This is a genomic window from Acetivibrio straminisolvens JCM 21531 (assembly GCF_000521465.1).
In the GTDB taxonomy this organism is placed as follows: domain Bacteria; phylum Bacillota; class Clostridia; order Acetivibrionales; family Acetivibrionaceae; genus Hungateiclostridium; species Hungateiclostridium straminisolvens.
The window spans coordinates 1-22,462 of sequence record NZ_BAVR01000060.1 but is presented as its reverse complement, the minus strand read 5'-3'; the positions used below and the strand labels follow the sequence as shown (position 1 = coordinate 22,462).

The 22,462-nt window shown below is 37.9% G+C and carries 23 protein-coding genes and 6 pseudogenes; 13 read left to right on the top strand and 16 right to left on the bottom strand.

The window, feature by feature from the left end; genetic code table 11:
• Positions 1-290 precede the first annotated feature (290 nt).
• The 5 genes and pseudogenes from JCM21531_RS23985 (at position 291) to JCM21531_RS22460 (ending at position 2,461) form a co-directional block, all read left to right on the top strand.
• Positions 291-425: a hypothetical protein gene (locus JCM21531_RS23985; RefSeq protein ID WP_279379072.1), complete on the top strand. Its 135-nt coding sequence runs from the start codon at positions 291-293 to the stop codon at positions 423-425.
• Between the two features lie 26 nt (positions 426-451).
• Positions 452-781 carry an NfeD family protein gene (locus JCM21531_RS13940; RefSeq protein ID WP_243467714.1) on the top strand — a complete coding sequence of 110 codons (330 nt, stop codon included), beginning with the start codon at positions 452-454 and terminating at the stop codon, positions 779-781.
• Positions 782-895: 114 nt separating this feature from the next.
• Positions 896-1,890, top strand: a pseudogene (gene floA, locus JCM21531_RS13935) (flotillin-like protein FloA).
• A 51-nt stretch (positions 1,891-1,941) separates the two neighbouring features.
• The gene (locus tag JCM21531_RS13930; protein WP_054847118.1) at positions 1,942-2,286 is read left to right on the top strand and encodes a hypothetical protein; all 345 of its coding nucleotides are present in this window, start codon (positions 1,942-1,944) and stop codon (positions 2,284-2,286) included.
• A gap of 31 nt (positions 2,287-2,317) precedes the next feature.
• Complete coding sequence (locus tag JCM21531_RS22460) at positions 2,318-2,461, top strand: hypothetical protein (protein WP_243467713.1); 144 nt, start codon at positions 2,318-2,320, stop codon at positions 2,459-2,461.
• A gap of 77 nt (positions 2,462-2,538) precedes the next feature.
• Here JCM21531_RS22460 and rbr read toward each other — a convergent pair.
• Positions 2,539-3,131, bottom strand: a pseudogene (gene rbr, locus JCM21531_RS13925) (rubrerythrin).
• Between the two features lie 302 nt (positions 3,132-3,433).
• On the opposite strand from rbr, the gene JCM21531_RS22455 reads away from it, so the two are divergent.
• The 5 genes from JCM21531_RS22455 (at position 3,434) to JCM21531_RS13910 (ending at position 7,433) form a co-directional block, all read left to right on the top strand.
• On the top strand, positions 3,434-3,835 hold the full coding sequence (locus JCM21531_RS22455) for a hypothetical protein (protein ID WP_243467712.1): 402 nt from the start codon (positions 3,434-3,436) through the stop codon (positions 3,833-3,835).
• 8 nt (positions 3,836-3,843) lie between these two features.
• The gene (locus JCM21531_RS22450; protein WP_243467711.1) at positions 3,844-4,302 is read left to right on the top strand and encodes an LCP family protein; all 459 of its coding nucleotides are present in this window, start codon (positions 3,844-3,846) and stop codon (positions 4,300-4,302) included.
• Positions 4,277-4,561 carry an LCP family glycopolymer transferase gene (locus JCM21531_RS22445; RefSeq protein ID WP_243467710.1) on the top strand — a complete coding sequence of 95 codons (285 nt, stop codon included), beginning with the start codon at positions 4,277-4,279 and terminating at the stop codon, positions 4,559-4,561. Before JCM21531_RS22450 ends, JCM21531_RS22445 begins: the two co-directional genes overlap by 26 nt.
• A gap of 194 nt (positions 4,562-4,755) precedes the next feature.
• Entirely contained in the window at positions 4,756-5,076 is a 321-nt protein-coding gene (locus JCM21531_RS13915) for a YmaF family protein (protein WP_038290819.1), read from the top strand.
• Between the two features lie 239 nt (positions 5,077-5,315).
• Positions 5,316-7,433 carry a glutamine synthetase III family protein gene (locus tag JCM21531_RS13910; RefSeq protein WP_038290817.1) on the top strand — a complete coding sequence of 706 codons (2,118 nt, stop codon included), beginning with the start codon at positions 5,316-5,318 and terminating at the stop codon, positions 7,431-7,433.
• 152 nt (positions 7,434-7,585) lie between these two features.
• On the opposite strand, the gene JCM21531_RS13905 is transcribed toward JCM21531_RS13910, so the two are convergent.
• The 14 genes and pseudogenes from JCM21531_RS13905 to JCM21531_RS22440 form a co-directional block, all read right to left on the bottom strand.
• Positions 7,586-8,128 (bottom strand): 2-oxoacid:ferredoxin oxidoreductase subunit gamma family protein, encoded by a 543-nt coding sequence (locus JCM21531_RS13905; protein ID WP_038290815.1) that lies wholly within the window; start codon positions 8,126-8,128, stop codon positions 7,586-7,588.
• A gap of 5 nt (positions 8,129-8,133) precedes the next feature.
• On the bottom strand, positions 8,134-8,880 hold the full coding sequence (locus tag JCM21531_RS13900) for a thiamine pyrophosphate-dependent enzyme (RefSeq protein WP_038290813.1): 747 nt from the start codon (positions 8,878-8,880) through the stop codon (positions 8,134-8,136).
• 49 nt (positions 8,881-8,929) lie between these two features.
• A pseudogene (locus JCM21531_RS13895) lies at positions 8,930-9,987 on the bottom strand (3-methyl-2-oxobutanoate dehydrogenase subunit VorB).
• 48 nt (positions 9,988-10,035) lie between these two features.
• The gene (locus tag JCM21531_RS13890; protein ID WP_038290812.1) at positions 10,036-10,242 is read right to left on the bottom strand and encodes a 4Fe-4S dicluster domain-containing protein; all 207 of its coding nucleotides are present in this window, start codon (positions 10,240-10,242) and stop codon (positions 10,036-10,038) included.
• A gap of 185 nt (positions 10,243-10,427) precedes the next feature.
• Positions 10,428-10,964, bottom strand: coding sequence for a PilZ domain-containing protein (locus JCM21531_RS13885; protein WP_243467709.1), 537 nt, complete (start codon positions 10,962-10,964; stop codon positions 10,428-10,430).
• 13 nt (positions 10,965-10,977) lie between these two features.
• Positions 10,978-11,646 carry an ATP synthase gene (locus JCM21531_RS13880; protein WP_038290810.1) on the bottom strand — a complete coding sequence of 223 codons (669 nt, stop codon included), beginning with the start codon at positions 11,644-11,646 and terminating at the stop codon, positions 10,978-10,980.
• Between the two features lie 409 nt (positions 11,647-12,055).
• Complete coding sequence (locus JCM21531_RS13875; RefSeq protein WP_038290809.1) at positions 12,056-12,643, bottom strand: flavodoxin family protein; 588 nt, start codon at positions 12,641-12,643, stop codon at positions 12,056-12,058.
• 110 nt (positions 12,644-12,753) lie between these two features.
• On the bottom strand, positions 12,754-13,032 hold the full coding sequence (locus tag JCM21531_RS23980; RefSeq protein WP_279379073.1) for a phosphoribosylanthranilate isomerase: 279 nt from the start codon (positions 13,030-13,032) through the stop codon (positions 12,754-12,756).
• 23 nt (positions 13,033-13,055) lie between these two features.
• Complete coding sequence (locus JCM21531_RS23975; RefSeq protein ID WP_279379071.1) at positions 13,056-13,394, bottom strand: phosphoribosylanthranilate isomerase; 339 nt, start codon at positions 13,392-13,394, stop codon at positions 13,056-13,058.
• Positions 13,395-13,396: 2 nt separating this feature from the next.
• Positions 13,397-14,178 (bottom strand): annotated as a pseudogene (gene trpC / locus JCM21531_RS13865) (indole-3-glycerol phosphate synthase TrpC).
• 69 nt (positions 14,179-14,247) lie between these two features.
• Entirely contained in the window at positions 14,248-15,285 is a 1,038-nt protein-coding gene (gene trpD, locus JCM21531_RS13860; RefSeq protein WP_038290808.1) for an anthranilate phosphoribosyltransferase, read from the bottom strand.
• Positions 15,286-15,340: 55 nt separating this feature from the next.
• Positions 15,341-15,930 (bottom strand): annotated as a pseudogene (locus JCM21531_RS13855) (anthranilate synthase component II).
• Positions 15,927-17,410 (bottom strand): annotated as a pseudogene (gene trpE, locus JCM21531_RS13850) (anthranilate synthase component I). Before trpE ends, JCM21531_RS13855 begins: the two co-directional pseudogenes overlap by 4 nt.
• A 646-nt stretch (positions 17,411-18,056) precedes the next feature.
• Complete coding sequence (locus JCM21531_RS22440) at positions 18,057-18,281, bottom strand: hypothetical protein (protein WP_243467708.1); 225 nt, start codon at positions 18,279-18,281, stop codon at positions 18,057-18,059.
• A gap of 73 nt (positions 18,282-18,354) precedes the next feature.
• Here JCM21531_RS22440 and JCM21531_RS22435 point away from each other — a divergent pair, with 73 nt between their 5' ends.
• Both JCM21531_RS22435 and ychF read left to right on the top strand, forming a co-directional pair.
• A complete protein-coding gene (locus tag JCM21531_RS22435; protein WP_243467707.1) occupies positions 18,355-19,182 on the top strand; it encodes a hypothetical protein in 828 nt (275 codons plus the stop codon).
• Positions 19,183-19,299: 117 nt separating this feature from the next.
• The gene (gene ychF, locus JCM21531_RS13840; protein WP_038290803.1) at positions 19,300-20,394 is read left to right on the top strand and encodes a redox-regulated ATPase YchF; all 1,095 of its coding nucleotides are present in this window, start codon (positions 19,300-19,302) and stop codon (positions 20,392-20,394) included.
• A 126-nt stretch (positions 20,395-20,520) separates the two neighbouring features.
• Here ychF and JCM21531_RS13835 read toward each other — a convergent pair whose 3' ends face one another.
• Positions 20,521-21,099 carry a chemotaxis protein CheW gene (locus tag JCM21531_RS13835; RefSeq protein WP_038290801.1) on the bottom strand — a complete coding sequence of 193 codons (579 nt, stop codon included), beginning with the start codon at positions 21,097-21,099 and terminating at the stop codon, positions 20,521-20,523.
• 691 nt (positions 21,100-21,790) lie between these two features.
• Between JCM21531_RS13835 and JCM21531_RS13830 the strand changes: the two genes are divergently transcribed.
• Positions 21,791-22,456: a hypothetical protein gene (locus JCM21531_RS13830; protein WP_131464507.1), complete on the top strand. Its 666-nt coding sequence runs from the start codon at positions 21,791-21,793 to the stop codon at positions 22,454-22,456.
• The last annotated feature ends 6 nt before the right edge of the window (positions 22,457-22,462 follow it).

The window sequence follows — 22,462 nt, the reverse complement described above, 5'->3', positions numbered from 1 at the left end:
CAAAACTTATTAAATCAAGAATACGGACCTAAAGCTTAGAAAATAAGATACTTTTTTTGTTGTATGGCAAAGCTCTTTTTTATTCTAAATTCTAAATAAAAGAAAATAACCAAAATATGATTGTGAGAAATGCCTATGATAGTATATAATATAAAATGTATATTATTAAGAATGCTTAATATCAACAAAATTGTTGCCGTAATTTGGATTTCCAAAATTATAAAGATCAATCGCAAGTTTCAATATAATAAAAATAAAGGATTTTAATTAACCGGAAGGGGGTTTTCCAATTGTTTGATTTTATTTACAACATTGATATCTGGGCAGCACTCTTGTTTATTCTTGGCTTTACTTTTGTGATAATCGAAATGTTTTTCCCCGGCTTTGGTTTACCGGGTATTATGGGTCTGATTTTTCTTTTTTAGGTGTTCTTTTAACTGCCAAAACGCTTATGGATGTTCTAATACTACTGGCAATAATACTTGTTGTTCTAGGTATTGCCCTTGCAATAATACTTCGCTCCGCATCTAGAGGACGACTTGCAAAACTGGTACTTACCGATTCTTTGGAAAAAGAAAAAGGATTTGAAGGAACCGAAGACTTTACATCTTTTCTCGACAAAGAGGGCGTGGCTTTAACAGCATTGCGTCCGGCCGGTACTGCAGAGTTCAACGGAGTAAAACTTGATGTTGTTTCAGAATTCGATTTAATTGAAAAGGATTCAAGAGTGAAAATTATTAAGGTCGAAGGCCGCCGTATCGTGGTAAGGAAAATCGAGTAGTGAATAAATCTCGTTTTTTCTTGTTATATAGCTCTTAGGGCTATATAATGTAATAATATCAACATAAAGATATGAAGGGAGAGTTTTGTTATGAACTGTTTGGCTTATGGTGCCATGAATGGCATAACTTTTATTCTTATTGTCGGTGCCGTAATCTTATTTATCTCACTATTCTTTGCAATTTTTCCGGTAGGTCTTTGGATTTCGGCATTTGCTGCAAACGTCAGAGTTAGCATATTCACTCTCGTGGGAATGCGTCTTAGGAGAGTTGTTCCTTCAAGAGTTATAAATCCGCTGATTAAAGCTACAAAAGCAGGCATCAATGTTTCAATCAACAAGCTTGAAGCCCACTATCTTGCCGGAGGTAATGTGGACAGAGTTGTAAACGCTCTTATAGCTGCTCAAAGAGCCAATATTCCTTTGGAATTTGAGAGGGCTGCTGCTATTGACCTTGCCGGAAGAAATGTTCTTGAGGCTGTTCAAATGAGCGTTAATCCCAGAGTAATTGAAACACCGGTTATAGCAGCAATAGCAAAAGACGGTATTGAGCTTCGGGCAAAAGCAAGAGTTACTGTTAGGGCAAACATTGACCGCCTTGTGGGAGGTGCCGGTGAACAAACCATCATTGCCCGTGTCGGTGAAGGTGTTGTTACCACTGTAGGTTCTTCCACTGACCACAAACAGGTTCTCGAAAATCCCGATGCCATATCAAAAACAGTGCTGAGCAAAGGTCTTGATGCAGGTACTGCTTTTGAAATACTTTCTATCGATATTGCAGATATTGACGTTGGTAGAAATATCGGTGCTCAGCTCCAGACAGACCAGGCAGAAGCGGATAAACGCATCGCCAGGCAAAAGCTGAGGAAAGAAGAGCCATGGCTGTTGCAAAAGAACAGGAAATGAAAGCCATGGTACAGGAAATGAGAGCAAAGGTTGTAGAAGCGGAAGCGGAAGTCCCTAAAGCACTGGCTGCAGCTCTTCGTGAAGGAAAAATCGGTGTCCTTGACTACTACAATTTGCAGAATCTGATAGCAGATACTCAGATGAGAGACAGCATTTCAAAAATGGGCAAGAATGATGATCCTTCATCCGGGAAGAAGCAAATCTAGGTTTAACACTTTATTGCCGTCTGGGCCCAATAAAAAGGAGCTGTTTAGTTTATGAGTAATGATTTATTGTTAACTATGCTGGAGATGCTTGAAAAAGCATCCCAGAATGAAAATAGCGGTAAAATGCAACAGTACAATACAAGAAATAGAAATGTGATGAGGCCCGTTCAAAGACCCTCTTACAATTCAGGTGCCGGCAGAAGGCCGAACCCATATGGCAGACCTGATGCAAAAGGAGAACATATTCTTGAAGGCGATCCGGGTTTTGAAGACGGTCAAGGCCATGAAGGTAGTTATAGCCTTGAAGGAGTCGGCCAAGGTTCTTTAGACTACATTAGTCCCGAAGGAGAACAGGGGCCTGAAGGTTCCCATTCCACAAAAGGTTCTGCGAGCTGAGGGTAATACCGACGCCGCAAAAAACAGTATTTTGGAAGAGGATATATCTCTTCACTCTGCATCTTACGGCACTCTAAATCTCGATTTCTCCGAAATCAGTCAAAATGACATGCTTCGCGGAATAATTCTTTCGGAGATTTTGTCAAAACCCAAAGCATTTAGAAGAGGCCGGTGATAAACTGAGATAAAAAGAAGTAAATCCGGATAGATTCCCGGATTTACTTCTTTTTTATGATAACTTCAATATTTCTATTAGTAATTTTCTGCCAATAACTCAAAAAATGCCTTCGGATGAATACATGCGGGACATTTTTCCGGTGCGCTGTTTCCTTCATGTACATATCCGCAGTTTCTGCATTTCCAGTAGACTTTTTCGTCCTTATTAAACACTTTATTATTTTCGATATTTTCTGCCAGCTTTTTGTATCTTGCTTCATGTTTTTGCTCAACTTCAGCTATTTTTGTGAAAGCTGCGGCCACTTCATCAAAACCTTCCTCTTTCGCAACCTTTGCAAATTCCGGATAAAGTTTTGTCCACTCTTCATTTTCTCCTTCTGCAGCTGCCTTTAAGTTTTCCAAAGTGGTACCTTGAGCTACAGGATAATCTGCATTTATTGTAATTGAAGCAGGCAGCTCACCATTTAGACCTTCAAGAAGGAATTTGTAGAATCTTTTGGCATGTTCCTTTTCATTATCGGCAGTTTCAATAAAAATAGCTCAATCTGCTTATAACCTTCTTTATTGGCAACGGAAGCATAGAAGTTGTACCTTGTGCGTGCTTGAGATTCCCCAGCAAATGCTTTCATAAGATTTTCCATTGTTTTTGTGTTTTTAAGACTCTTCATTTGGTACCTCCCTATTAAATAATAGTATTTGCCAACACTAATTTTACCACAATATCTAAAAACAAAACAACACTTTTAGCTTCTAATAAAAGATTTATGTTATTCGACAAACGTTTCTTCTCAAAAATTTACAATTACAACATCATAATATTACAAAAATTTTAAATCTGACTTAAAATAAAAAAATTTTTCGCCTTAATTCTTAATTATATGTTACAATTAAAAGTATGCAAAGTATAAATAATCTAGTTAAATCATTGTTAAAAATTATAAATACAGTTAGTTATTAAGGGGTCTTTGTAATGGGTCAAAAAAAATTTTCAAAGAAAAAGAATTTAACTTTTAAGAAAGCTCTGTTTATTTGGTTGAGCTGCTTGTTGGTTTTAGGGACACTAATATTTGTCTTTGGAAGATTTGTTCTAAGTGACGGCAACGACAGTACCGATGTAGACATCGATATTACATATCCTCCTGTAATAAGCTACGAACCTATTAACTTTTCGACACCCGACAACATCCATGACAATAAACCCGATGAAGAGATTGATATTGAAAAAATAGACGGACTTACCAACGGCATGAAATATCAGGAAAAACTCGTTGACGAAAACAGCAGAAATATATTGTTCATCGGTCAGGATAAATTGACAGGTTTATATGACACTATAGGCATATTGAGTATAGATAAAAAAATCAGAAACTGAAAATAATAATGATTCCCCGTGACTTATACATTGATTATAATGCTAAAGTCAAACATTACTTAGAAGCAAACAACAGAGTAAACGACCCGGACTTCTATAAGATTAATTGTGCCCATAATATAGGACCATATATGAAATATGAAGGAAAATTCAGTGCATACTCAATGAATTTTCTGGCCGGATTGATTAAAGAAATTTTTGATATTGAAATCCATGACTATATTAGGGTCAACACCGAAGGTTTCGTTCAAATTGTAAACCTGTTTGGTGGAGTTGATATCTATGTTCCGTACAGCATGCATTATGATGACATATATCAAGATCTTTCCATTCATATTGACAAGGGTTGGAATCACCTTGACGGCAAAAAAGCCGAAGGCTTTGTCCGCTATAGACAAAGCAATGACGAAATGGGAAATATTACTCATTCTATTGGCGACTATGAAAGAAAAAAAGAACCAGATTAATTTTATCAAAGCTTTTATTGAACAGCATGGAACAATATCCAATATCGATAAGCTTCCAAGTCTCATCTCAACATTAAACAAATATATGAAGCACAGCATAGGAGTGGGTGACATTTTAACAGCATATATAGGTTATGCAAAAGATGTGGTTATATATAAATACCCCATTGAAACATATACTGTAACCGGAAAAGATAAATACATGAATCAAAGATATTATATTGTAATTGACAATGAAAATAACAAAGCAAATAACTAATATTTTAGTCAAATTAGGTAATCTGTAAATTCTTTGCTGCTTTTTAAGGATAAGATTTATCTTTAAAAAGCAGCTTTAATTTGCCTTTCATTTAGATTGCATAAATTGGAATAATAAATTTGACCGCTTTGTATAAATTATATTTAGAGTTTTGGAATTAGCTAAAATTTGAACCTAAGGAGGCTATTATATTCATGTATCCTCACATACACAAATATAAATTTGAATCAAAGATTGCCAACAGGCATAATCATAAAATAATAGGATACACGAATAATATGATTGGCATAGACGTTTTTCACATCCATGCATATTACGGTATTTCGTCATATAACGGACACACTCATTACTTTTCGGGATTCACAGGCCTTCCTATCAGAACTGAAAACGGTCATATTCACCGAATAGAAGGTATACTTGAATCGGCTTTAAATCACGAACATATATACAGAAACTATACTGATGAGAATATTGAGTACATCTCCTACAGCATATTTGAACATGCATATATTTAGAAGGATTTTTTTTATAACTGCTTGCATTTTTTTATTAAAACCCATTATTATATATTTATAATAAAAACACGGATTATTTGTCGGAAAAAAATTGTCTTTTTGTTAATGTCCAATGAATAATTGAGCAACAACAAAAAAGGCGTTTCATATTTCTTTTGATGCGCCTTTTTCTTATAATTGGTCATTACAGTTTTTGGTAATTATTTGTTCTATTTATATATTGAAAGGGGATTTTTATAATGGTTAATGATGAATTACAGACCTATTCATTAACAGAGGTTTTCGGCTCAAATGTGTTTAATGATGCTGCAATGAGAGAACGCCTTCCCAAACCTGCATACAAAGCACTGAAGAAAACCATAGATGAAGGTACTCCTCTAGATCGCGATATAGCAGAAATAGTTGCAAACGCAATGAAAGATTGGGCAATCGACAAGGGCGCAACCCATTATACCCATTGGTTTCAGCCCATGACCGGAATCACGGCTGAAAAACACGATTCCTTTATTTCCCCCACACCGGACGGAAAAGTTATAATGGAATTTTCAGGGAAAGAACTCATTAAAGGAGAATCTGACGCCTCATCTTTCCCTTCCGGAGGTCTAAGAGCAACTTTCGAGGCAAGAGGATACACTGCCTGGGATTGTACATCACCGGCTTTTGTGAAGGATAACACTCTTTATATTCCAACAATTTTCTGCTCGTATAACGGCGAAGTATTGGACAAGAAAACTCCTCTCCTTCGTTCCATGGAAGCACTATCAATTCAAGCCCTTCGTATACTTAGACTTCTCGGAAACACAACCGCCAAAAAAGTAATTACTACAGTAGGCGCTGAGCAGGAATATTTTCTGATTGACAAAAAACTCCACGATCGACGCAAAGACCTTATCTATACCGGTCGAACCCTTTTTGGAGCAATGCCTCCAAAGGGACAAGAAATGGAAGACCACTATTACGGCACCATTAAAGAAAGAGTATCTAATTTTATGAAAGAATTGGATCGGGAGCTTTGGAAACTGGGCGTTTCGGCCAAAACAAAACACAACGAAGTGGCCCCCGCACAGCATGAGCTTGCCCCAATCTTCAATACGGCCAATATTGCCACTGACCACAACCAACTGATAATGGATGTTCTTAAAAAGGTTGCCCAAAGACACGGCTTCGTTTGCCTGCTCCATGAAAAACCTTTTGCAGGGCTTAACGGTTCGGGTAAGCACAACAACTGGTCCATGAGTACTGATGACGGTCAAAACCTGCTGGATCCGGGCCATACACCTCACGAAAACGCACAGTTCCTCATATTTCTGTGTGCAGTAATAAAGGCTGTGGATGAATACTCGGATCTTCTCAGGTGCGCTGCTTCAAATGCCGGCAATGACCATCGTTTAGGCGCTCATGAAGCACCTCCTGCAATAATATCAATATTCCTGGGCGAACAACTTACGGATGTCCTTGAACAGATTGAAAATAACGGAGGAGCAAAAACTTTAAAACAGGCCAAACCCTTAAAAATCGGTGTAACAACACTTCCTGTTTTGCCCAAGGATGCCACCGACAGAAACAGAACTTCTCCCTTTGCGTTTACAGGAAACAAGTTTGAGTTTAGAATGGTTCCCTCATCGGCTTCAATTGCAGGCCCTATCTTTGTGTTAAATACCATAGTTGCCGAAGAACTCTGCCAAATTGCAGACAGACTGGAAAAAGCAAAAGATTTGAATACAGAGATTCATGCAATTCTTAAAGAAATTGTGGAAAACCACAAAAGAATAATATTCAACGGCAACAATTACTCCGATGAGTGGGTTGAAGAAGCTAAAAAAAGAGGTCTTCCAAATATACGTTCAACTGTTGAGGCAACAACAGCACTTATAGCTGAAAAAAATATACATGTATTTGAAAAACATAATGTTTTAAGCAGAACAGAGCTGCACTCCAGATACGAAATATTCCTTGAAAACTACATTAAATCAATCAATATCGAAGCCTTAACTATGATAGAAATGACCAAACGGGATATTATACCCGCTGTTATAGCATTTATTACAAAAGTTGCCGATTCGATAAACTCTGTTAAAGCTTGCGGCATTACGGTCGATACCAGCGTTCAGTCAGAGCTTTTGCAAGAAGTGTCCTCACTGCTTACCGAGCTCAAAAAGAATTTAACTGCCCTTGAAAATGCGGCTTCCAAAGCAGCGCATTTCAGCGGGGACACATACCAGAAAGCCTGTATGTATAGAGATGATGTTTTTGTCAGGATGAACGAGCTTCGTGCTATAGCCGACAAACTTGAAACACTGGTTGATTCAAAAATGTGGCCGTTCCCAACATACGGCGAGCTTCTCTTTAACGTGTAAATTACCGATGTAAAATACCATTAGGCCAAAGCCCGGGGACATCAAGTCCCTTCGCTTTGGCCTCTTTCATTTGACTTAAATGTAAGAATAAAAGCCCTCCTTTTCTAAAGAGAGCTTTTATCAATGATTTAGTAATATAAAATTTCGTAATATCAACAACATTCATACTGCATGCCAAACTCAAGAGCTTTCATCTCTTCAGGAATCAAGCTGTGCTTCTTGCTTGGCAGTGTTTTCCTTAGCGCTACTTCAAAGTTCTCCTTGGTTACTATATTTGTAAGAGCAATTAGCTTTCCTAATAAAATTATATTTGCAAAAGTGGGATTTCCCATTTTAAAGGCAGTCTCGGTAGCAGGTACACCGTAAACTTTTACATCCTTTCTTTCCGGTGTCCTTTGAACCAATGAACTGTCTTTAATAATTATTCCCCCGCTTTCTACCACGTTCTCAAACTTGTCAAGGGATGGACCGTTCATAACTATCAAAGTTGTAGCAGTATTTAAAATAGGAGAACCGATAATATCGTCGGAAATTATAACATTGCAATTGGCAGTACCGCCTCTCATTTCCGGACCGTAGGACGGAAGCCACGATACATTTTTATTTTCCAACATTCCTGCGTAGGCAAGAATTCTTCCTGCCGACAGTATACCTTGTCCACCAAAACCTGCCATAATAATCTGCTGATCTGCCATTTAATCTACACCTCCAAATCCTTGCCCTTAAAATTTCCCAACGGGTAAACCGGAATCATCTTCTCCTGTATCCATTTCAATGCCTCTACAGGATTCAATCCCCAGTTTGTAGGACAGGAGGATAATACTTCAACAATTGAGAAGCCCAAGTTCGCCATTTGAACCTGAAATGCCTTCTTTATGGCTTTCTTTGCATTCATAATATTTTTTATGTCATGCATTGAAACCCTTTCTATATATACTGCCCCCTCAAGTGTCGAGAGAAGCTCGCAAACATTTATAGGATATCCGTGAAGCTCCGGATTTCTTCCAAAAGGAGTCGTGGTGGTAACCTGATTAATCAACGTAGTAGGAGCCATTTGCCCGGATGTCATTCCGTAAATAGCATTGTTTACAAATATAACGGTTATTTTTTCACCCCTTGTAGCAGCATGAACAATCTCAGCCGTACCAATTGCTGCCAAATCCCCGTCTCCTTGATAGGCAAATACAACATTATCAGGGTTAACCCTTTTTATACCGGTAGCAACTGCCGGAGCCCTTCCATGGGCCGCTTGAACCATATCACAATTAAAATACTCATAGTTGTTGTAAGTACATCCAACCGGAGAAACACCTATTGTCTTTCCTTCAATATCCAGCTCATCTAAAACTTCAGCTATAAGTCTATGGACTATCCCATGAGTACATCCGGGACAGTAGTGCATAGATACATCCACTAAAGCATGTGGCTTTTTAAAAACTGTATCCATTTTTCTTCCCCTTCCAAATTAAAATCCTCACTTAATGAGTTTCAAACCGTTATTTATTCAAAATTTCCTTTATCTTTTCCAGTATTTCCTTCTGTGTCGGTATCATTCCGCCCATTCTTCCATGGAAATACACAGGTTTTTTGCCGTTAACAGCCATCTTGACATCCTCAACCATTTGACCTGCATTAAGCTCTACCGACAAGAAAGCTTTCGGTACATCTGCATATTTTTCAAATTCCTTTACCGGGAAAGGCCATAAGGTTATCGGTCTAATCAAACCAACCTTTATTCCTTCTTTCTGGGCCATCTTAATAACATTCTTAACTATCCTTGCAACTGTACCAAAAGCTGTCACTATGATATCTGCATCCTCACAATTGTAGGTTTCAACAAGGGTTTCCTTTTCTTCAATCAATCTGTATTTTGTCTGAAGCTTTTGGTTGTGCTTTTCTAATACTTCGGGCTGAATGTATATAGAGGTTACGGTATTGTGCTCCCTCTTCATCTGTGTACCTGTAGTAGCCCAAGGTTTATCAATTTTTTCTATATTTTCAACGTCTTTAAACTCAACAGCTTCCATCATCTGTCCTAAAATTCCGTCACCCATGATCATCGATACAATTCTATACCTGTCGGCAATGTTAAAAGCTCCACAGTGAGCTCATATAGTTCCTGAACGCTGGAAGGTGCCAATACAACCATCTTGTAATCTCCGTGGCCTCCACCCTTTACAGCTTGGAAATAATCACACTGTGCAGGCAATATTCCTCCAAGACCCGGACCGCATCTTACAATATTAACAACAACTGCAGGAAGCTCTGCACCGGCAAGATAAGACAATCCTTCCTGCTTTAAACTTATACCCGGACTCGATGACGAAGTTAAGACCCTAGCTCCTGCGCTGGCTGCACCATAAACCATGTTTATGGCAGCAACTTCACTTTCTGCCTGAACAAAAGTTCCGCCCACTTCCGGCATCTTCTTTGCCAAATAATGAGCAATTTCAGTCTGTGGTGTGATCGGGTATCCGAAGTAGTGCCTGCATCCTGCTCTTAAAGCAGCTTCTGCAATAGCTTCGTTCCCCTTCATTAACAATTTTTCTCCCATATATTCCAAGTCCCCCTAATCTGTTCATTAAAACTTTATTTACACAACTTATTTATATACTTCTATAACACAATCGGGACAAATAGTTGCACAAAAAGCACATCCTATACATTTGTCCATATCGCTAACTCCTGCGGGATGGAAACCTTTCTGGTTTAACTTATCCTCATTCATAATAACAATTTTCTTAGGGCAAACTGTTGTACACAATTTACAACCCTTGCACCTGTTTTCATCAAAAACAACCTTTGCCATCTAAATCCCCCATTATTTATTATACTTACTATTCTTTGACCAAAAGCTACTCCGTTTATTATAGAACTCTTTATCTTTTTTTTCAAGTTCATCAATTAACTCATTCAGAATTTTCTCGTTTTGAAGGTCAATATCCAAAATTTTGACACCATATTCAAATCCCTTTGCAGTACTTACCTTCCTTTTTACAGTACCGGTAAAACAAAGCTGCTTTTTGGATTTATAAATATCTCAAAATAAAAATTTTTCTCCCCCTGATCACTCTCAGGAACTCCCAGTTCATTTTCAACATCTTCCTTTCCGACAAAAGCAGCTCCGCCCTGGCTCAAATTGGTCATAATGGCAAACACGCCTTTTTCATCATTTTTGGTCCTTTTAATAACAGAACACAAAAAAATATCATATCTGTAGTTATCACGCCTGTTTAAAAACTTTTCCACATCATGAACTTTGATGGTAATGCTCTGCGGCTCATCAAGTTTTATCTTGGTAACCCAGCCAATCAATGTAAACTCATAATCATCATTGGAATACTTACATCTCATTGTATCCCCGATCATAATCATGTTATCTATATAATTCTTTTCAAGCCCGATATCAATCTCAATCCAGTCTTCATTAATGGCAAAAACGACGTTTGTTACCCAATTGCTTGAGTTGCAATGCCTTGTCCTGATTATAGAGCCTTCGGAAAGAAAATCCCGTAACTTCACATTACTCATAACAGCCCCTCCATTAGTTCCACGGTAATTTTATCAAACCGTTCAAATACAATACTTCGGCGTTTTCTCTCTTTTTTACCTCATCTGCAATTTCACGAAAGCCGCTTGCAAATGCAATAGGTATGTTGAGTTTTTGAGACAATTCCTTTATCATTTTATGTCCCTCAATCACATCTTCAACAGTCGTCTTGCCAACAAGGTTTGTATTATTTACAAGCTTTGATACCTTAAGCCTTGATGCGCTTTCTATTTCTAAAATCATATGCTCAATCTTTTCAATAGTGTCGGTCATAGGCCTTCTGGTATTGATAACAAAATACATTTCATAGTCGTCCTTTTCTATTTCCTCTTTAAACCTTGATAAAGCCCTCGCTCCGAGGTCATCACCACCCACATCAAAAACAACATTGTATTCTTTCTTTTCAAACAACGTATATATTTCTGCAGGCAGCGCCGGAACGTCAACATTCGTGTTGGCATAAAGCGGAGAAACTACCCAGATGTTTTTTGACTCAAGTTCCTGTTTAACATCAGTAGTCCTGAAAAAAGGATTAACTATGTCAAAATCAACAATTGCAGTATCGATATTCTGTTCTTTAAGCTTAAGCGCAAAATTAACGGCTACTTCCGTTTTACCGCTCCCAAAATGTCCTGTAAAAATGCTAATTCTTTTGTTAAACATTTAAGACTCCTATGATTTCAAACTTTTTTAAATATTTTAATCTTTTTAAAGTTATAAAAATAATAAACAGTTGTTTTTTTAACTAACATGCCAATTAAAACGGCAATATTCACTTGCAACACTAATATTCATTATAACACTAATAAAAATAAATTTTAAGTATTTTTTATTGCAGTTTCGTGTCGTAGTTTTTGCATATTTTCAAAATTTATTACAAACAAGCACTATTTGATAAAAAGGATGAAAAATGCGGAACAAAAGCTCGGGACATCGAGTCCCTTCGCTTTTGCCTCTTTCATTTCATTCCAAGAGGCCAAATAAAAACCGGGGGCATTACACCCCCAAACGATTAAAACATTTTTATAATTTTATAATCAATTTTAGTTTATACTCTATTATTTTTAATAATTTATGTACCTGCTTTTTTACAAACATCCACAAGTCTTCTTCCAAGTATCTTTGCCCTTTTTATTGCAAACTCATCTTTATCTGCAGGCTGATGGGCACATGCACCATGATGACCGCAATCATCACCAACATATCCGTCACCGACAATTGTCATACCATGAACAAGCATTATATCGTGCAGTGCTTTCATTGTCGTTTCCTGCCCGCCATATTTTGATGCTCCTACAGTTACTCCGCATGCAAATTTGTTGTAGAAAGCCTTTTCTCCTCTAAGTTTTCTCGTTTTATCAAAAAAGGCTTTAAGCTGCGCCGAAACAGTTCCAAAGTATACGGGACTTCCCATTACTATCGCATCAGCCTTTTTCAAAATTTCATAAGCTTCTTCCAGTTTAGTGCCTTTATAACATATACCGGAACAAGGACTGCTACAAACAACGCAAAAGGGGTTTCTAACAGAATTTAAAAGCTCCTTCACTTCAAGAACCATTGTCTCTGCCCCTTGGCTTCTTGCCTCTTCCAGTACAGTATTAATAAGAAATTTAGTGTTCCCTTCCTTATTCGGGCTTCCGTTTATTCCCACAATTAACATTCATATCACCCCTTAAGCTACAATTTTAGCACATAATCCAAAAGTTCTCAAGCGAACAGAAAAATTTCATTTCACTAAAAGAGGATAAACAAAAAAGCGGACGAAAATATTCAATCCGCTTCCCTGACTCTGTAAATAAAATCCCTTATCTTATCGGCATCTTTGAAACCATCAGTTTCAACGCCACTGCTCACATCCACCCCATAGGGTTTTACCTTTGCCACAGCCGTCTTAACATTTTCCGGAGTAAGACCGCCTGCAAGAATAATTCTGCCATGCCTTGCTGAAATGTCTGCGGCAAGCTGCCAGTCAAACACAGCCCCTGCTCCCCCATAGCTTCCCTCAACGTAGGCGTCCAAAAGAAAAGCATCCGCATCAAATTGAGATATAATTTCAAGGGATTCTTTATTTTTTACTCGAACAGCTTTCCATATTTCAATCTTTTTTTTGTTGCCCTACCAAGCAAATCCCTAAGCCTTTCAATGTACTCCGGCGGCTCGTCTCCATGAATCTGTACACAGTCTAATCCTGTGTACTCCACGGTCTCTACCACTATATCCTCTTTTTCATTTACAAATATCCCCACTGACTTTATCTTTGGCAAAAGCTCTTTAATAAGCATTCTCGCTGCTTCTTTCGAAACCTTACGACGGCTGTCGGCAAACACAAAGCCCGCAAATTGAGGCTGGTAGAGATTTACATAATCTATATCCTCTTTTCTTCTAAGCCCGCAAATCTTAACACTAGTCATAATCACACCGCTTTAAACTCATTTATTTTTTCACTTATGGACTGGGCCCGCATAAAGGTTTCGCCTATCAAAACCGCATCTACTCCAAGCTCTTTTAGATATTTCAAATCCTCAACACCTTTGATGCCGCTTTCGCTTACCACAACGCGGTCATTCGGTATCCGGTTCATGAGTTTTTCAGTATTCTTCAGATCCACATCAAACGTCCTAAGGTCCTGTTGTTTATTCCGATTATTCTTGCACCGGACTCCAAAGCTCTCTCAAGCTCTCTTTCATCATGAACCTCCACCAAGCAGTGCAATCCCAAGATATTTGCCACAATCTGAAACTTTTTCAAATCCTCATCGGATAGCAGTGATACAATAAGCAGTATTGCATCGGCTCCTATATACCGGGACTCATACACCTGCCACAAATCGATTATAAAATCTTTTCTCAAGATTGGGAGAGGACAAAATTGCCGAATCTTCGCAAGGTATTCTTCATCGCCTTTGAAAAAATTCCTCTCGGTGAGCACCGATATTGCCTGAATCTCAGACTCGATATACTCCTTTGCAATTTTCAGCGGATCAAAGTCCTCTTTTATAGTCCCTTTTGACGGAGAAGCTTTTTTCACCTCAGCAATAATGGAAATATTTCCGCTATTCTTCAAAGCTCCGTAAAAGTCCAGAGGTTTGTGTGTTCCCGGTCTTTTTATTTTTTGCTTCCAACCCTCTATACTAATTTTACTCATATCCTTGTTAAGCTGAATCCTCTTTTGCGCTACAATTTCATCCAGTATCATGTTTTCCTCCTTGCCAAACTCGTATTTAATCCATGTTCGCTTCTTACTCTTACGGCTACGCCTTCAGTTTCAGCCGGACATTTCATTATACTTTACAAATGAGTTTGTAAACTCTACAAGCTCTCCAATCTTTTCTAAAGCTTTTCCGGAATCGATTATTTCTTCTGCCAATCCAATTCCCTCTTCAAAGCTTGATGCGGCTTTTCCGACATACAATGCAGCCGCAGAGTTTAACACAACAATATCTCTCTTAGGTCCCTTTTCACCGTTAAAAATTCTCCTGATTATTTGTGCATTATCCTCTGCATCTTTTCCCGTCAAATCCTTTGGTGATGCAAGGCTAAAACCATAGTTCTCGGGATTCAATTCATAAGTAATAACTTCATTGTTCCGTATTTCCGACACCTTGGTTGAAGTAGTTGTCGTAATTTCGTCCATGCCGTCCATGCCGTGTATAACCATGGCCCTTTCAACTCCAAGATTCAAAAGGACATTTGCAACTGCTTCGGTAAGATTGGGATTAAATACCCCAAGCACCTGTCCTTTTGCATTAGACGGATTGGTCAAAGGCCCAAGTATATTGAAAATTGTCCTTATTCCCAATTCTCTTCTCGGACCCGCAGCATGCTTCATTGATTTATGGAACAACGGAGCATATATAAAGCCTATTCCCACATTCTCTATACACTCTTTTACCTGACCCGGGTCAATGTCAATATTAACCCCCAGAGCTTCCAGAACATCCGCACTGCCGCTTTTACTGGACACCGACCTATTTCCGTGTTTTGCCACATATACACCTCCTGCGGCTGCAACAAAAGCCGATGCCGTTGATATGTTAAAGGTGTTGGTTCCGTCCCCTCCGGTTCCGCAAGTATCAATATAATACTCCAAATTCGGACATATTTTGTTAGCCTTTTCCCTCATCACTTTGGCGCATCCTGTTATCTCTTCTATCGTCTCTCCCTTGATTCTCAATGCCGTTATAAAGCTGCCTATCTGGGCGGGTGTTGCCTTACCCTCCATGATACAGTCCAATGCCTCCACTATCTCCGCTTCAGTCAAGTTCTTTCCTTCAACAAGCTTTGAAATTGCATTTTTCAACATTTTGACCTCTCCTCTCTTCTCATCTCTTCTATTTTTTATGTTCAAACACTGTATATTAGACCGCAACTCTTTTTATGTCAATGAAATTTCTCAAAATTGCCTTTCCTTCCGGAGTAAGAATTGACTCGGGATGAAATTGAATCCCAAATACCGGATAGCTTTTGTGCATCACTCCCATTATCTCTCCCTCCGGTGTAATAGCAGTGATTTTCAAACATTCGGGAAGCCCAACCTTCTGTACCATTAGAGAATGATACCTTCCCACCCGGATCTTTTCAGGTAGATTCCGGAATATCAAACATTCCCTATCAATTTCAACTTCCGATGCTTTTCCGTGCATAAGCTCATTCGCATGCACTACCTTTCCTCCAAAAGCTTCTCCAATTGCCTGGTGTCCGAGGCATACCCCAAGAATAGGTATATACTTGCCAAATTTTCTTATCGCCTCAATACATATTCCGGCATCTTTCGGAAAACCGGGACCGGGAGAAATTATTATATGTGTGGGATTCATCTCCTCTATTTTTTCCAAGGTTATTTTATCATTTCTGTAAACCTCAATATTTGGCTGATTTCACCGACATACTGATACAAATTGTAGGTAAAAGAATCATAATTATCAATAATCAATATATTGTCCCTCATTTTATTTCACCTGCCTCTTCAATAGCTTTAAGAAGTTCCTTTGCTTTATTATAGCATTCTTCATACTCCTTTTCTGGAACCGAATCCGCAACTATACCGGCACCCGCCTGAACATAAGCTTTTCCGTCCTTTAATATTATTGTCCTTATGGTTATACAACTGTCAAGATTGCCGTTAAAACTAAGATATCCAATCGCACCGCCATAGGGACCGCGTTTTACAGTCTCAAGCTCATCTATTATCTCCATTGCTCTGACCTTGGGTGCTCCGGAAAGCGTACCGGCAGGAAGAATTGACATGAGGGCATCAAAAGGAGTCTTATCCTCCCGAATTTGTCCCTGTACATTCGTCACCATATTCATTACATGGGAATACCTCTCGATGTGCATAAGGTTCTTTACCTCTACAGTACCGTATCTTGAAACTCTTCCGATATCGTTTCTTCCAAGTCTACCAGCATCACATGCCCAGCAAGCTCTCTCTCGTCGGACAAAAGCTCTTTTTCCAAAGCCTCATCCTCTTCTTCTGTCCTGGCTCTTTTGCGCGTTCCTGCAATAGGACAGGTTTCTACAATGCCATTTTCAACTCTTACCAACATTTCGGGAGAAGAACCTATTATCCTGTAATTGCCAAATTTAAGATAATACATATAAGGAGAAGGATTTATCAGTCTTAAACTTCGGTATATGTTAAAAGGATTTTGGTCGGTCTCAACGCACAAACGCTGTGACAAAACCACCCGAAATATATCTCCGTCTTTTATATACTGTTTTGCCTTCAACACATTTTGGCAAAAAGATTCCTTTGAAACATTGCTTTTTACCGTAAATTCATTGTCCTTTTTATTGTCGTCGAAAATATAATTATCCATAGTTTTCCACTTGGTGTCATGAATTTCCCGATGTATGCTTTTTATCCGGTCAACCGCACTATTGTATGCCCGCTCCAAATTACCGTTAACATGCAAGTTTACGATTATGTGAATCTTTTGCTTTAGATGATCATAAACCAACACTTCATCAGTAAACATAAAATGACTTTCCGGAAGATGTAAGTCATCTTCCGGAACATTGGGAAGATTTTCGTAGTGGCGTATAATGTCGTACCCGAAATATCCCACTGCTCCTCCGTTGAACCTTGGAAGATTCGGGAGATCGGCGCCTTTGAATTTTCCCATAAGTTCCTTTATTATTTCCACAGGGTTTCCTTCAACTTCCTTTTGGGAACCGTTTCTCTCTTTGATAACCGTTTTATTCCTGAAGCTTTCTACAATAAGGAACGGATTTCTGCCGATAATGGAATACCTGGCCCACTTTTCACCGCCCTCAACACTTTCCAGCAAAAAACAGTAGCTGCTTTCCTCAAACCTTTTAAACAGGCTTATAGGTGTCTCCATATCAGCATATACTTCCATTGCAACAGGGATGATATTATAATCCTTTGCCATTATTTTAACTTCGTCGATGCTTGGATAAAACATTTCGACTCCCCCTTATTTCTAAGGAAGACATGAGAGAAGACAAAACTAATAAAACCGGATAGAAGAATCCGGTGGTATGATACAAATATATTTGCACATCCTCGTCTCTTCTCATCTCTTCTCTTCAAACTAAAGCTCAGCTCATCTAATCTTAAAATTATTGTAGCATGGAAAATAATAAAAATGCAAGTTAAATTTCATAAATGTTATAAATTATATTTGAATTCATTGTTGAATGATTTATAATAAATAATGTTTTGTGTTAAATATACTGATTCTTTGGCACTGTATAACAATATCATTGTTTGTATTTAACAGGCTATTTGTGTAATAATCCTTGACATTGAATATTTATGAAAAGTACAATGTACAATGTAGGATTAACGCAATAATCGGAATAATTTAGAGCAATAATTAACAATCGGCAAAAACATCAAATAATCAAAAATGCAAAGGAGAATCAAAAGGAGAAGATATGTTTTCCAAGTTTATAGATTACATCAAAAAAAACAAATATCTTTTCATAATATTATTCATAGGGGTATTACTAAGGCTCGTATGGATTTTTGCCATGCCCACATATCCTGAAACCGATTTTATGTGGTATCATGTCAAGGGAAAAGAAATTGCAGAAGGCAAAGGATTTTTAAACGGAATTTATCCCTATTACACCGGAAGGCCCGGATTCCCGACAGCCTTTAGGCCCATAGGCTATCCCGGGACTTTGGCAATCCTCTATTTCATATTCGGTGCAGACTTTATAGTCGCAAAGCTGTTTAACATTGTGCTTTCTACTCTCATTATGTTTTTGACATACAAGCTTTCCGAAAAGTTTTTTCGGAAAGAAAATTGCCCTTTTGACTTTGCTCATTTACGCCTTGTCACCCCTTGCAATAGCATACAACAGCATCATATGCTCGGAAATTTTGTTTTCCGCACTGTTAATGCTTTCTATTTACTTATTTTTTAATAAAAACAATCCCTTTGTCATTGGTCTTCTGATTGGTTATCTAACCCTTGTGAGACCTATCGGAGTATTTATTCCGTCAATATTTGTCCTGTATGAATTTATCCGCAAAGATGTGGGACTGAAGCATAAAATCAAATATGTTGCTGCCTTTGCAGTAGCAGTAGGATTGGTAATTACCCCATGGCTGGTTAGGAATTATATTGTTTTCGGTGAGCCGGTTTTCTCAACCAACGGAGGATACGTTTTTTATGTAAACAACAACGACTATGCCGTCGGTACCTGGAGCGATCCCTTTAAATATCCCGACAGTCCAATGCTGAAGTACAAAACGGAGGATGGATTTGATGAATTGGCAATTCACAAGCTTGGCAATCAGCTTGCTAAAGAGTGGATAATGAAAAATCCCAAAAGGTTCATCGAGTTGGCATTTCTTCGCATTGCCAATTCCTACTGGTATAGAACCGAGGATATTATGTGGGCACTAACGATAGGTGTCAACCAGTGGCATCCCATAACTTCAAAGGCTGTCAAGCTTCAAAAACTCTTGTACAGACCTTTTTACATTGTACTTTTCGCATTTATTATATATGCATTGATAAGGTTTATCCGCCACAGAAAGATTGACTTTACAACCTTTATCCTCCTAATATTCCTCTACTTTAATGCAATGATGTTTGTGCTAGAGGGAAACTCCAGATATGTTTTTCCTCTTCACCCCATTTATACAATGGGTGTATCCATCGTAATATACAATGTAGCTAAAAAGCTGCTGCCGAAACGCTTTTGGGCTATTTTGTCTTGAAATTAGTTTATTGCAATGGCATTTCAAATGCTATATAATATTATTTTGTGGATTTCTCTTATTTAGAAAAATTAGCCTGTATAGGGTTAGAAATATACGAAAGGATAGATGTTTTAAATGAAATTGGGAATAGTAGGACTACCTAATGTCGGAAAAAGTACTCTTTTTAATGCCATAACCAAAGCCGGTGCAGAATCTGCAAACTACCCCTTTTGTACAATTGAGCCGAATGTGGGGATTGTAGCTGTCCCCGATGAAAGACTTGACAAACTTGCGGAAATGTACAAGCCGGAAAAAGTTACCCCTACTACGATAGAATTTGTGGATATAGCCGGTCTTGTAAAAGGAGCAAGCAAAGGTGAAGGCCTTGGCAACAAGTTCTTGTCCCACATAAGGGAGGTTGACGCAATAGTTCATGTCGTCCGTTGCTTTGAAGACAGCAACATTGTCCATGTCGAAGGTTCTGTAGGTCCTGTCCGCGATGTCGAGACCATTGAAATGGAGCTGATTCTCGCAGATATGGAAGTCATGGAAAGAAGAATAGACAGAACCCGCAAGATGTTAAAGTCCGGAGATAAAAAGTTTCAGGTTGAATTGGAGCTCTATGAACGAATCATGAAGACCCTTGAAGCCGGCAAACCTGTACGCTCAATGAGCTTTAGCGATGAAGAAGAAAAGCTATCCGAACAGCTCTTTCTTCTGACATCAAAACCTGTATTGTACGCAGCAAACGTTTCCGAAGAGGATATTAATTCCGACAAACCCAACCCGCTGTTGGAAGAGCTCGTTAACCATGCCAAAAGCGAAGGCTCTGAAGTAATGGTTATATGTGCCAAAATTGAAGAAGAAATTGCCCAACTGGATGACAACGAAAAAGAAGAATTTTTGAAAGAATTAGGGTTGTCGGAGTCGGGTCTTGATCGGTTAATAAAAGCCAGCTACAAGCTTCTTGGTCTTATCAGTTTCCTCACTGCCGGACCTCAAGAAGTCAGGGCATGGACTATAGTCAAAGGCACAAAGGCTCCCCAGGCAGCCGGAAAAATTCACAGTGACTTTGAAAGGGGCTTTATACGTGCCGAAGTTGTTGCCTATGATGACCTAATAAAGCTTGGTTCATACAACCTTGCCAAGGAAAAAGGCCTTGTGCGTTCCGAAGGCAAAGACTACGTTATGCAAGACGGCGATGTTACTCTGTTTAGATTTAATGTATAAAAGATAAGCTTACTGCTTTTTGAAAATCTATATTTTCCAACACAAAAAAGCGCATACAAACTATATTAAAATGCATGCGCTTTTATTTTTTGCCTGTAATTATATTAAATTAAACATTCATCTGTGCTATTTCTCATTCTCTGCAATATCTTCTGCACTTTCTTCCGTTTTATCCACATTATTATCCTCATTTTGCTGCTTATCGTCACCGGTGTCATTCTCGTCACAGTCAACAGAGTTTTCATCTTCATCTTCTTTATTCTCTTCGAGCTCTCCTATCTCGCTATCGGTCAATATAACACTCAAATCCAGAATGGAGATTAACTTGTCATCCTTTTTTCCCACGCACTTAAGATAGTCATTATACACCTTCTTGATAATTTCCGGTGTTGGCTCTATATCGTCGGCAGACAATCTAATTATTTCAAAAACATCATTTACTACAAAGCCAATAAGCTTGTCCTCAATATCCGTAATTATTATTTTGGTTTTTTTGCCAACTTCCATATCCCCCAGCCTGAACCTTTTATTGAGGTTTACAATCGGAACCACTTTTCCCCTAAGATTAATAACTCCATCAATAAATCTAGGCATCCTTGGCATCTTTGAAACTTCTTCGTACTTGACAATCTCCTTTACTTGGCTGGAATCTACTCCGCAAACCTCATCATTTAGACTAAATACAACAATCTGCATGCCTTCCATCAGAAAAACCTCCTTATTGTGAATTTTCTGCATAGAATTCAATCCTTCGAAAAAGATATATGCTTTTGAATTGGACTTACCATAAATATTCAACCTTATGAAATCAAAACACAAAGAAGTGAAACGCTATATCTTAATATTATACTAAAAAAGTGTAATTTACAACACCCTAATAAAGTTTTTTAATTTACAATTTTAGTGTTATGCATTAAAAAGTAATAAATCGTATTACCAATAAAATGGCAAAACAAAAGCATAAGCAGACCAAATGTGGTAGTTTTGAATTGACCAAATAAAAAAACTATTTGAATACTCTTGTGCAGAAAAATGATATGTCTCGATGATATAGTTACTAAATCAAGGATTGGTATATAAAGTTTTACATTTTACTTCACAAGTCTAAACAGTTTAATTAAAAACATTGACATTAATAGAGTCTTGTTGTATATTTATCGTGATTTGTAAATATTAAATCATATTGTCTATGAAGTAAAATTATAGAATTATGATTAAAGTTACCTTCATAAGGGATCAACTTTATCCAACTAACGACTATTAGTTTAGTCGTTCTTTAAGCAAGGGGAAAGAAATGGAGTAATTTATGAAAAAAATATCCTTGAGTATATTAACCTGTGTAATAATCACTTTATTAACAAGCTGCCAACAACCGTCAAGTTCTCAAAATCCTTATATGCAAAGCGCAAATAAGTTTTCGGAAATAATGAATTTACTTGATAAAGCCAAAGAACCGTCAATAGACAGCGAAAAATATACTGAAGATGCATTGGACCTATTGGTAGAGCTATTAAGTAAAGCAAATCCTCAAGATATCTCAAGTGAAAGTATTTCAAAACTTTCCGACAGGATTCGTATACATGAAAACAATAATTCTAGAATAATTGAATACAGGCAATCTCCGGAAGACTTCGGCAATTCGGGAAGGCGAACATGGAAAGTATTTCAATACTATGCCGGCAATAGTGTATTTATGATAGAAAAAAACATGCCTTACGATTTGGAGTTTTATCGAGTTATAAATATCGATAACAAACCCGTTCTCTATACATATGTAAGAAATTTCGAAGTTAATCAACATAAGGTCCATATATTTGCATACACATTTAGCAACCAATCTATAACCAAAATAAATTCTATTGATTTCGAAAGCATTGACACCAATTTATGGGGCTATGATAAAGAGAAAAATATGCTTTGGTCAAAAAAATGCCATTCGACTTTCATTGAGTCCGTATCTTTGGATGGCAAAGAAGTTGTTATAAAAGGCTGGGACACTGACGGCAATGAATGTTTTCTTAATTTTAAGCTAAAAGATGAAGGAGTATATACTTGTTTGTAAATTTTC